Raw genomic sequence first — 9,990 nt, 5'->3', positions numbered from 1 at the left:
GGACCCGACCACGACCGCGACCGCGTACCGAAGAACCGACGATGACGAAGGAGCCCGACATGGACGAGAACACCCGCTACCAGGTGCTGCGCAACGACGAGGAGCAGTACTCCCTGTGGCCCGCCGACCTGGAGGTACCGGCCGGCTGGCAGCCCGTCGGCACCGAGGGCACCGAGGCCGAATGCACCGCGTACGTCGACGAGGTGTGGACGGACATGCGCCCGAAGAGCCTGCGCGAGCGCATGGAGAACGCCGGAGCCTGACCGGCCGTGGGACGGCGGCCGGCCGCGCGCACGCCGGCCGGCCCCGTCCCGGCCGCCGCACCACCGAACCACCATGAACCCGAGGAGAGCACCATGACCCCTCCGCTGCGTACCCAGCACCTGGAGTTCATCCCCTACCGCCCCGAGGACGAGGACCACTTCGTCGCCCTGCTCCGCGACGCGGACGTGTGCCGCTGGATGGGCCAGGACCTCGTGGCCGAACCGGACATCCGCGCGCTGTTCCGCGTCATCCTGTCCGACGTCTACCCGCAGGACCTCTTCGACGTCTGGGGCCTGTGGCTGGACGGCGCGTACGCGGGCCACGCCGAGGTCAAGCGCGCCGGGAACGTCGACGGCCACGAGCTGGTCACCGCGCTGGCCCCGGCGTTCTGGGGCCGTGGCCTGGGCACCGAGGTGGTGCTCGGCCTGGTCCGCTACGCCGGCGAGGAGCTGGGGCTCAAGGAGGTCTACGGGATGGTCGGAGCGGAGAACACCCCGAGCCTGGCGATGTGCCGCCGGCTGGGCTTCCGTCCCGTGCGCGACGTCGTCGCCGACGACGGCTCGGTGACCAGGCTGTTCGCCGTCTCCACCGCCGACTGGGTCTGACCCGTCACCCCGCCCGCCCGTGGCGCGTCCGTACGCGTCGCGGGCGGGCGGTCCCGTGCCCGGCCGGTCAGGCCGCCGCCCCGACCAGCGGCCGGTGGCAGGCCACCGTGCGGCCGGGGGCCACCTCGCGCGGCTCGGGGACCTCGGTGGCGCAGCGGGCGTCGGCCAGCGGGCAGCGGGTGCGGAAACGGCAGCCGCTGGGCGGGGCGAGGGGCGAGGGAGGGTCGGCGGGGAGCAAGCCGGTGTCGCGCAGCGGGCGGCCGGGTTCCGGGACGGCGGCGAGCAGCGCCGCGGTGTACGGGTGGGCCGGGGCGGCGAGGACGGCCTCGGTGGGGCCGCGCTCGCAGACGCGGCCGAGCTGGAGCACGGCCACCTCGTCGCTCACCGCGCGGACCACCCCGAGGTCGTGGGAGATGAACAGGCCGGCCAGCCCGCGTTCCTCGGTGAGCCCGCGCAGCAGGTTGAGCACGGTGGCCTGGGCCGAGACGTCGAGGGCGGAGACCGCCTCGTCGGCGATCAGGACGTGCGGTTCGGCGGCCAGCGCCCGGGCGATGGCGACCCGCTGGGCCTGCCCGCCGGAGAGCTGGTGGGGGCGGCGGTCGCCGAACAGGGCGGGCGGCAGGCCGACGGCCTCCAGCTGGCGGGTGACGACCTCCTCGCGGTCGCGGGCCGGGTCGGGGTGGGCGTCGAGGGGCTCGGCGACCAGGTCGCGGACCCGGCGGTGGGGGTTGAGGGAGGAGAGCGGGTCCTGGAAGACCATCTGCACCCGGGGGCGGAGCGCGCGCAGGGCCCGCGGCGAGAGGGTGGCGAGGTCGGTGCCGTCGAGGGTGACGGTGCCGGCGGTGGGCGGCGGCAGCCGTAGCAGGGCCTTGGCGATGCTGCTCTTGCCGGAGCCGGACTCGCCGACCAGGGCGAGGGTGCGGCGCGGGTACAGGGCGAGGTCGACGTCGCTGACGGCGTGCAGCGGGCCGGAGCGGGTGCGGTGGACGACACTGAGGCCGGTGGCCTCCAGGACGGGCCGGCCGGCGCCCGCGGCGTCCGGGGCGGCTTCGGGGGCGGTGGTCATGCCGCGGGCTCCAGTTCCTCGGGGGCGGGGGTGTCGGCCTCGGTGAGCGGGAAGTGGCAGTCGGCGGTGTGGCCGTCCGCCGCCGTGTGGGTGGGCGGGGCGGTCGTGGTGCACAGCTCCGTCGCCCGCTCGCAGCGCGGGGCGAAGGGGCAGCCGACGGCGGGCCGGCTGAGGTCGGGCGGTGAGCCGGGGATCGCGGGCAGGGTGCGCCGCAGCGGGCCGGTGACCCGGGGCACGGAGCGCAGCAGGGCCGCGGTGTACGGGTGCCGGGGGTGGGCGGTGACGGCCTCGGTGGGGCCGGTCTCCACGATCCGGCCGCCGTACATGACGGCGATCCGGCGGGCCCGCCCGTACAGCAGGCCGATGTCGTGGGTGATCAGCAGGGTGGCGAGGCCGCGGCTGAGCCGGTGCTGGTCGAGCAGGTCGAGGACGGTGCGCTGGACGGTCACGTCGAGGGCGGTGGTCGGCTCGTCGGCGAGCAGCAGGGCGGGTTCGCCGGCCAGGGCGGCGGCGATGCCGACCCGCTGGCGCAGGCCGCCGGAGAGCTCGTGGGGGTGGGCACGGGCCCGCCGGGCGGGGTCGGGGACGTCGACCGAGGCGAGCAGCTCGGTGGCGGTGCGCAGCCGTTCGCGGCGGGAGAGCCGGCGTCGGTTGGTGAGCGACTCGGTGACCTGGTCGGCGATCCGCACCACCGGGTTGAGCGAGGTCATCGGGTCCTGGTGGACCATGGCGATGCCGGTGCCGAGCAGTTCGGCCCGGCGGGCGGCGGTGGCGGCGAGCAGGTCCTCGCCGTTCAGCCGGATCTCGCCGGTGGCGACGGTCCTGGTGGTGCGGGACTCGACGCCGAGCACGGTGCGGGCGAGGACGGACTTGCCGGAGCCGGACTCGCCGACCACGCCGAGGCACTCGCCGGCCGCGATGCGGAGGCTGACGCCGTGCAGGACGTGCAGGGTCCGCCCGTCGGGGGTGTGCAGGACGGTGTCCAGCGAGCGGACGTCGAGGACGGGGGCGGAGGTCATCCGCGCGCTCCCTTCGCAGCGGCGGGACCACCCGAACGCAGGTGCTCCCCGAGGTAGTTGAGGGCGAGGACGGTCAGGCAGAGCACCGCCGCGGGGGCCAGCGAGATCCACGGCGCGCTGCCGAGCGCGGTGCGGCCCTCGGCGATGATGCCGCCCCAGGAGGGCTCCGGCGGGCGCAGCCCGAAGCCGAGGAAGCTGAGCGAGCCCTCGGCGACGATGGCGGCCGTGGTGGCGGTGAAGGCGAAGGTGACGGCGGCCGGGGCGACGTGCGGCACGATCTCGCGGCGCAGCACGCGCAGCGGGGCGGTGCCGAGCATCCGGGCGGCCTGGACGAAGCCGCGCTCGCTGAGCGAGAGCACGATGGCGCGCACCACCCGGGTGAAGTGCGGGACGGTGAACAGGCCGATCAGGGTGCCGATCACGGTGAGGCTGGGTCCGCGCAGCGAGACCGCGATCATCACCAGGATCAGGCTGGGCACGGACATCAGCAGGTCGATCACGAAGCCGATCACCTTGTCGACCGGGCCGCGGAACCAGCCGGCGGCCAGGCCGAGGGCGCCGCCGCCGAGCAGCCCGACCAGGATGGTCAGGGCGGCGACGGTGAAGGAGGCGCGGGCGCCGGCGACGGTGCGTTGCAGGACGTCGCGTCCGGCGGCGTCGGTGCCCAGCCAGTGCCCGGCGCCGGGGGCGGCGGAGGGGTGGGCGAAGTCGCCGTGCAGCGGGTCGAAGCCGGGCAGCAGGGGCAGCAGCAGGGCGGCGAGCGCGACCACGGCCAGCCAGCCGGCTGCGGCGAGCACGCCGGCGGGCGGCCGGCGGCGGGCGGCCCGTACGGGCATCGTCACGGCGGTGGTCCCGGCGGTGGTCTCAGCGGTGCTCATGGGCGATCCTCGGGTCGATCGTGCGGTACAGCAGGTCGACCGCGAAGGTGGCCGCGACCACGCCGACGGCGCTGACCACCACCACGGCCTGGACGACGGGGAAGTCCCGGCCGGCGATGGCGCCGGAGACGAGGCTGCCGACGCCGGGCACCGCGAACAGCGACTCGACCAGCACCGAGCCGCCCAGCGAGGTCCCGATGCCGATCCCGAGGAGGGTGACCAGCGGCAGGCTGGAGGGCCGCAGCGCGCGGCGCAGCAGCAGCCGGGTGGTGCCCATGCCGCGGCTGCGAGCGGCGGCGATGTACGGCTGGTCGAGGGTGTCGAGCAGCTGTCCGCGCAGGGTGCGGGTGAACACGGCGGCCTCGGTGAGGCCGAGGGTGAGCGCGGGCAGCACCAGGTGGCGCAGGTTCTCGGCCGGGTCCTCGGTGAACGGGGTCCAGCCGGTGGCGGGCAGGACGCGCAGCTGGACGGCGGCGATCCAGATCAGCAGCAGGCCGAGGGCGAACCCGGGGACGGCGAGCCAGCCGAAGGTGCCGGCGGTGGCGATCCTGTCGAAGGTGCCGCCGGGCCGCCAGGCGGAGAGCAGGGCGACGGGTACGGCGATGCAGAGCGCGACCAGCTGGGCGGCGAGGAACAGTTCGAGGGTGACCGGGATGCGGTTGCCCAGTTCGGTGGTGACGGCGGCGCCGGTGGACAGCGAGTGGCCGAGGTCGCCGTGCAGGGCGTCGGCGATCCACTGCCAGGTGGCGGCGAGGACGTTGCGGTCCAGGCCGAGTCCGGCCTCGTACGCGGAGATCTGCTCGGGGGTGGCGGTCGGGCCGAGGGCGGCGACGGCGGGTGAGCCGGGCATCAGGTGGGGCAGGGTGAGCGCGGCGAGGGCGACCAGCAGCAGGGCGGCCGCGGCGCGGCCGACCTGCCCGCCGTACCGCAGGGCGGTCCGGGTGCCGGAGGTCATCGCTTCACCCACAGGGCGGCGGGGGAGACGTTGAGGACGGTGCGCTTGGACAGGTCGGGCAGGCCGCCGACCTTGGCGTCGGCGAGGTAGCCGACGGTGTTCTCGGTGAGGAAGGCCATCGGCACCTCGCCGACGACCCGCTGGGCGGCCTGCTGGTAGGCGGCCGACCGCTTGGCGGCGTCGGTCGAGGCGCGGCCCTCGGTGATCGCCTTCTCGGCCTCCGGGTCGGACCAACTGGTGAAGTTGTAGGGCGCGTTCGTCGGGTAGAGGCTGCTGAGCGCGGTGTCGGTGTCGCCGAACAGGCTGGTGACGAAGTCCATCACCTGGAACTTGCGCTGGAGCATCGCGGTGCCCAGGCCCGCCGGGTCGAGCGGCTTGATGGTCATCTTGATCCCGGCCTCGCCGAGCATCTGCTGGAGCACGGTGGCGCGCTGCTGGCCCTCGGGGCGGCTGTCGACGAGGTACTCGAAGGAGAGGTCGGGGTGGCCGGCCTCGGCGAGCAGGGCGCGGGCCTTGGCCACGTCGCGGGCCGGGTACCCGGCGGTGGTGCGGTACGGGGAGCGGGAGCCGATCGGGCCGTCCGAGACCTTGCCCTGGTCGAGGTAGACGACCTTCTCCAGGGCCTCGCGGTCGATCGCGTACCGCACCGCCTGACGGACCCGCACGTCGTCGAAGGGCGCGGCCTTGGTGTTGAACAGGACGGTGCTGGTGGAGCCGGGCCCGGTGGCGGCGCGCAGCCCGTCGGCGGCGGCCTGCTTGAGCTGGCTGGGCGTCTCGGTCCAGATCAGGTCGGTGTCGCCGGAGCGCAGCGACTGGTAACGGCTGTCGGTGTCCGGCAGCACCCGGTAGACGAGCTTGTCGGCGTGGCCCTTGGCGCCCCAGTACGCGGGGTTGCGGGTGAGGGTGACGGAGACTCCGGGCTGCACGCTCTCGACCGTGTAGGGGCCGGAGCCGACGGCGGGGGCGTCGGCGGCCGGGGCCTCGGAGACGTAGCCGAGGGAGCGGGTGAACAGGTTCGGGAAGGCGGCGTCGGGTGCCTTGAGGGTGAAGGTGACGGTGGTCGGTCCGGTGACGGCGGTGCCGGCGATGGTGGCCGCGTCGACGGCGCAGCCGCACTTGCTCTCCGGTTTGGCGAGCCGGGCCACGTGGTCGGCGACGGCCTGGGCGTCCAGCGGCTTGCCGTCGCTGAACTTCACGCCCTCGTGCAGGTCGAGGGTCCAGACGGTGGCGTCCGCGTTGGGGGTGAAGGACTTGGCGAGGTGGGGCTGGACGGCGCCGTTGTCGCCGTTGACCATCAGCGGGTCGTAGAGGGCGTTGGCGAGGACCATCATCGGCATCGAGGTCAGGGTGGCGTCGGCGGGGTCGAGCTTGGTGAACGGCCGGTCCAGGCCGATCTTGAGGGTGCCGCCGTCCACGGCCGGCCCGTCGCTCGCCGCGCCGGCGGTGTTCCCGGCCGCGGCGCCGCCGGACAGCGCGTCGTCGGAGGCGGAGCAGGCGGTGAGGGCGAGCGCGGCGGTCAGGGCCGCCGATGCCAGGAGGTAGTGGCGCTTCATGGTTCCTCGGTTCGGGGGAGTGGGGGCGGCCAGGGGGAGTGGCCGCCGACGCCCCACACCATTCCGGAAGTGGCAGTACTGCCAAAAGGCAGTTGTGCAAACTTCAGATGACGAAGATCGGAAGAGTCGGCTCTCGCCTTGAGCGAGCACGGCCGGACGTGATTCGGTAATGACAGCCGCCCCCTCGGCGGCGGCCACACCCACTCAACTCACCGAGAGGAAACGGAAGAACGATGCAGGGGACGGACACCGTGACGGAGCCGGGCATGCGCGACCGCAAGAAGGCGCGCACCCGCGACAGCATCCGCACCGCGGCGCTCGACCTCTTCGAGGAGCAGGGCTACGAGCGCACCACCGTGGACCAGATCTGCCGCCGCGCCGACGTCGCCCACCGCACCTTCTTCCGCTACTACCCGGCCAAGGAGGCCCTGCTGTTCGGCTGGGACTTCGGCCACGTCGTGCTCGACGTGTTCGCCGCCGCCCCCGCCGAGCTCCCGCTCTGGGCCGCGCTCGAACACGCCCTGGCCGTCACCGGCGGCCGGCTGGAGGAGCCCGTCGAGCACACCGAGCGCCGCCGCCGGCTGCGCCGGGGCCTGCTCGACCTCCACTCGGTGCACAACTACGCCCTGGTCGTCATCGACGCCTTCACCGAACGCACCGTCACCATCGCCGCGGAGCGGCTCGGCGCCGATCCGGCCGCCGACCTGCGCCCGGTGGCGTTCGGCGCGCTGTTCGGCGGCATCGTGCGGCGCCACATCCTGGTCGGTCAGGAGAGCGGTGGCACATTGGCCGACTGGGTCAAGGCCTACCGGGACGTGCTCGTCACCGCGGGCTGACCCCTCTTCTCCCCCTCTCCCGGGCGCGCCGCAGGCCGTCCGTACGGCACCGCACGCCGTTTTCCTCCCCCTGCGCGGTCCGCCGCGCGCTTGTGCCACACCCTTCGCAATTCCTGAAAGGCCCCCCGCATGTCCCTGGTCAACTTCCGCGACCCCGCCACCCTCACCGACCCCGACGGCCGGTGGATCCGCCCCGGTGCCCTGTTCCGCTCCGCCCAGCCCTTCAGCGCCGCCGACGAGGCCGTCGTCGCCCAGCTGCGCGAGCACGGCATCACCACCATCGTCGACCTCCGGGGCGAGGCCGAGAGCAGCCCCGAGGACTGGGCCGCCGTCGAGACGGCCGGCCTCACCGTGGTCGCCGCCCGGATCGAGCCGACCAACGACGAACTGGCCGAGGCCATGCGGACCATGACCACCGCCGAGGACCTGGGCGCCTTCTACCTGCTGATGGCCGAGTCCGCGCCGCAGGCCGTCGCCGCCGCCGTCGAGGCCACCGTCCGCCCCGGCGGGGCGCTGGTCCACTGCGCCGCCGGCAAGGACCGCACCGGGCTGCTCACCGCACTGCTGCTGGAACTGGTCGGGGTGCCCGCCGAGGAGATCGTCACCGACTACGCCCGCACCAACGAGGCGATCCAGCAGATCTGGGCGGGCCTGGCCGACCGCAACCGCGCCGCCCTCAACGAGGTCGAGGCCGGCCGCATGGTCGTCCCCGCGCCGCTGCTGGAGGCCCCCGCCGGAGCGATGAGCAGCTTCCTCGCCGCGGTCCACGCCAAGTACGGCGACGCCGCCGGCTTCCTGGCCGCCTGCGGAGTCACCGCCGGGACCATCGAGGCCTTCCGCGCCAAGGCCGCCGCCCCGGACGCCGCGTCGGCCACCGCCCGCGCCGAGGCCGCCGGGGTGACGGCATGACGACGCCCCTGCTGCGGCACACCGACGGCACCCCGTTCCGCGACCTCAACCACAACGGCACCATGGAGCCCTACGAGGACCCGCGGCTGCCCGTCGAGGAGCGGGTCGAGGACCTGCTCGCCCGGATGACGGTGGAGGAGAAGGCCGCGCAGATGCTGCACGGCCGGATGCTCCCCGGCCACCAGGGCCCCTTCCCGTCCGGCGACCACCTCATCACCGAGCGCGGTCTCACCGCCTTCGGCATGATGGCCGTCCCCGACGCCCGCACCATGGCCGAGTGGAACAACCACGTCCAGGACCTCGCGGCGGCCGCCCGCCTCGGCATCCCGGTCACCCTCGCCTCCGACCCCCGGCACGGCTTCACCACCAACCCCGCCACCGCCTTCTCCGGCGGAGGCTTCAGCACCGGGCCCGAACCGATCGGCCTGGCCGCCACCGACGACGCCGAACTGGTGCGCCGCTACGCCGACCTGATCCGCCGGGAGCTGTGCGCCGTCGGCATCCGGGTCGCCATCCACCCGATGGCCGACCTCGCCACCGAGCCCCGCTGGGCCCGGATCAGCGGCACCTTCGGGGAGGACCCGGAGCGCGCCTCGCGCATGATCACCGCCTACATCGAGGGACTCCAGGGCGAGCGGATCGGCCCGGACAGCGTCGCCTGCATGACCAAGCACTTCCCCGGCGGCGGCCCGCAGGCCGGCGGCGAGGACTCGCACTTCGCCGCCGGACGCCGACTGGCCTACCCCGGCGGCGAGTTCGAGACCCACCTGCGCCCCTTCGAGGCCGCCTTCGCCGCGGGCACCGCGCAGATCATGCCCGCCTACGCGATCCCCTCCGGCAGCGGCCTCACCGAGGTGGGTGCCAACTTCAACCGGGACGTCATCACCGGCCTGCTGCGCGGAAAGTACGGCTTCGACGGCGTGGTGTGCACCGACTTCAACGCCATCACCGGGATGGAGATCCCCGGCCTGGTCGCGCTGCCGCCGCGGCACTGGGGCGTCGAGGAGCTGTCCGTCGCCGAGCAGGTGGTGCTCACCCTGGAGGCGGGCGCCGACCAGCTCGGCGGTGAGACCGACCCGGAGCTGATCCTCGGCGCCGTGCGCTCCGGCGCGGTGACCGAGGCCCGGCTCGACGAGTCGGTGCGCCGCATCCTGCGCGACAAGTTCCGCCTCGGGCTGTTCGACGACCCGTACGTCGACCCGGACGCGGCCGCCGAACTGGTCGGCACCCCGGACGGCCGGGCGCTCGGCGTCGAGGCCCAGCGTCGCTCCCTGGTCCACCTGGCGGGCAGCCCGCGGAACGGAACACGGCTGTACGTCGAGGGCGTCGACCCGGCCGTCGCCGCCGGGTACGGCACCGTCGTCGAGGACCCGGCGCGGGCCGACCTCGCCGTCGTCCGCCTCGCCACCCCGTACGAGCGGCGCGAGGGGATGCTGGAGCGGCACTTCCACGGCGGCTCGCTGGAGTTCGAGCCGGCCGAGGTCGACCGGGTCGCCGCGCTGGCGGCCGTCGTGCCCACGGTGGTCGTCGCCCAGCTGGAGCGGCCCGCCGTGCTCACCCCGATCGCCCCGCACGCGGCCCTGCTGATCGGGGAGTTCGGCGCGGCGGACGAGGTGGTGCTGGACGCCGCCCTCGGCCGCGGCCCGATGACCGGGAGCCTCCCGTTCGACCTGCCGGTCTCGGACGCCGCCGTCGCCGAGTCCCGCGAGGACGTCCCCTTCGACACCCGCGCGCCGTTGTTCCGGTTCGGCCACCGGGTCGCCGACGGGAACTGAGGAGCACCGGGGGTCGTCGACCCGGGGCCCGGGACCCGGCGGGGGCCGGGCCCCGGGGCGCCCGGGCCCGGCAGAAGGCCGGCCCCGCGCCCCCCGGGAACCCCCCGCCCGGGGGGGCGGGGGGCGCCGC

Annotated in this window: 10 protein-coding genes; 5 read left to right on the top strand and 5 right to left on the bottom strand. The window is 74.8% G+C overall.

From position 1 onward, the window contains the following. Positions 1 to 59 precede the first annotated feature (59 nt). Both ACFRAR_RS05990 and ACFRAR_RS05985 read left to right on the top strand, forming a co-directional pair. Positions 60 to 263 (top strand): MbtH family NRPS accessory protein, encoded by a 204-nt coding sequence (locus ACFRAR_RS05990; RefSeq protein ID WP_363384014.1) that lies wholly within the window; start codon positions 60 to 62, stop codon positions 261 to 263. Positions 264 to 356: 93 nt separating this feature from the next. Next, positions 357 to 869 (top strand): GNAT family N-acetyltransferase, encoded by a 513-nt coding sequence (locus ACFRAR_RS05985; protein WP_380695240.1) that lies wholly within the window; start codon positions 357 to 359, stop codon positions 867 to 869. 67 nt (positions 870 to 936) lie between these two features. Here ACFRAR_RS05985 and ACFRAR_RS05980 read toward each other — a convergent pair whose 3' ends face one another. From ACFRAR_RS05980 to ACFRAR_RS05960, 5 genes are read right to left on the bottom strand one after another with little or no spacing between them, the layout of a single operon-like run. Continuing rightward, positions 937 to 1,935 carry an ABC transporter ATP-binding protein gene (locus ACFRAR_RS05980; protein WP_380695238.1) on the bottom strand — a complete coding sequence of 333 codons (999 nt, stop codon included), beginning with the start codon at positions 1,933 to 1,935 and terminating at the stop codon, positions 937 to 939. Continuing rightward, positions 1,932 to 2,954: an ABC transporter ATP-binding protein gene (locus tag ACFRAR_RS05975; protein ID WP_380695236.1), complete on the bottom strand. Its 1,023-nt coding sequence runs from the start codon at positions 2,952 to 2,954 to the stop codon at positions 1,932 to 1,934. The genes ACFRAR_RS05980 and ACFRAR_RS05975 overlap by 4 nt, the downstream gene beginning before the upstream one ends. Further along, positions 2,951 to 3,832, bottom strand: coding sequence for an ABC transporter permease (locus tag ACFRAR_RS05970; RefSeq protein WP_380695234.1), 882 nt, complete (start codon positions 3,830 to 3,832; stop codon positions 2,951 to 2,953). The genes ACFRAR_RS05975 and ACFRAR_RS05970 overlap by 4 nt, the downstream gene beginning before the upstream one ends. Continuing rightward, positions 3,819 to 4,787, bottom strand: coding sequence for an ABC transporter permease (locus ACFRAR_RS05965; RefSeq protein WP_380695232.1), 969 nt, complete (start codon positions 4,785 to 4,787; stop codon positions 3,819 to 3,821). The genes ACFRAR_RS05970 and ACFRAR_RS05965 overlap by 14 nt, the downstream gene beginning before the upstream one ends. Next, a complete protein-coding gene (locus ACFRAR_RS05960; protein WP_380695230.1) occupies positions 4,784 to 6,340 on the bottom strand; it encodes an ABC transporter substrate-binding protein in 1,557 nt (518 codons plus the stop codon). Before ACFRAR_RS05960 ends, ACFRAR_RS05965 begins: the two co-directional genes overlap by 4 nt. 266 nt (positions 6,341 to 6,606) lie before the next feature. On the opposite strand from ACFRAR_RS05960, the gene ACFRAR_RS05955 reads away from it, so the two are divergent. The 3 genes from ACFRAR_RS05955 (at position 6,607) to ACFRAR_RS05945 (ending at position 9,860) form a co-directional block, all read left to right on the top strand. After that, positions 6,607 to 7,176 (top strand): TetR family transcriptional regulator, encoded by a 570-nt coding sequence (locus tag ACFRAR_RS05955; RefSeq protein WP_380695228.1) that lies wholly within the window; start codon positions 6,607 to 6,609, stop codon positions 7,174 to 7,176. Between the two features lie 129 nt (positions 7,177 to 7,305). Continuing rightward, positions 7,306 to 8,085, top strand: a complete 780-nt coding sequence (locus ACFRAR_RS05950) for a tyrosine-protein phosphatase (protein ID WP_380695227.1) — start codon at positions 7,306 to 7,308, stop codon at positions 8,083 to 8,085. Next, positions 8,082 to 9,860: a glycoside hydrolase family 3 protein gene (locus ACFRAR_RS05945; RefSeq protein ID WP_380695226.1), complete on the top strand. Its 1,779-nt coding sequence runs from the start codon at positions 8,082 to 8,084 to the stop codon at positions 9,858 to 9,860. The genes ACFRAR_RS05950 and ACFRAR_RS05945 overlap by 4 nt, the downstream gene beginning before the upstream one ends. Positions 9,861 to 9,990: the final 130 nt, after the last annotated feature.

Origin of the sequence: Kitasatospora sp. NPDC056651 (genome assembly GCF_042792155.1) — a bacterium.
Lineage (GTDB): Bacteria > Actinomycetota > Actinomycetes > Streptomycetales > Streptomycetaceae > Kitasatospora.
This window is presented reverse-complemented; position numbering and strand designations above follow the sequence as displayed.

Excerpts from the sequence above, each read along its gene's own strand:
- ACFRAR_RS05990 (WP_363384014.1), top strand. The coding sequence starts at position 60 with ATGGACGAGAACACCCGCTACCAGGTGCTGCGCAACGACGAGGAGCAG.
- ACFRAR_RS05985 (WP_380695240.1), top strand. The coding sequence starts at position 357 with ATGACCCCTCCGCTGCGTACCCAGCACCTGGAGTTCATCCCCTACCGC.
- ACFRAR_RS05980 (WP_380695238.1), bottom strand. The coding sequence starts at position 1,935 with ATGACCACCGCCCCCGAAGCCGCCCCGGACGCCGCGGGCGCCGGCCGG.
- ACFRAR_RS05975 (WP_380695236.1), bottom strand. The coding sequence starts at position 2,954 with ATGACCTCCGCCCCCGTCCTCGACGTCCGCTCGCTGGACACCGTCCTG.
- ACFRAR_RS05970 (WP_380695234.1), bottom strand. The coding sequence starts at position 3,832 with ATGAGCACCGCTGAGACCACCGCCGGGACCACCGCCGTGACGATGCCC.
- ACFRAR_RS05965 (WP_380695232.1), bottom strand. The coding sequence starts at position 4,787 with ATGACCTCCGGCACCCGGACCGCCCTGCGGTACGGCGGGCAGGTCGGC.
- ACFRAR_RS05960 (WP_380695230.1), bottom strand. The coding sequence starts at position 6,340 with ATGAAGCGCCACTACCTCCTGGCATCGGCGGCCCTGACCGCCGCGCTC.
- ACFRAR_RS05955 (WP_380695228.1), top strand. The coding sequence starts at position 6,607 with ATGCGCGACCGCAAGAAGGCGCGCACCCGCGACAGCATCCGCACCGCG.
- ACFRAR_RS05950 (WP_380695227.1), top strand. The coding sequence starts at position 7,306 with ATGTCCCTGGTCAACTTCCGCGACCCCGCCACCCTCACCGACCCCGAC.
- ACFRAR_RS05945 (WP_380695226.1), top strand. The coding sequence starts at position 8,082 with ATGACGACGCCCCTGCTGCGGCACACCGACGGCACCCCGTTCCGCGAC.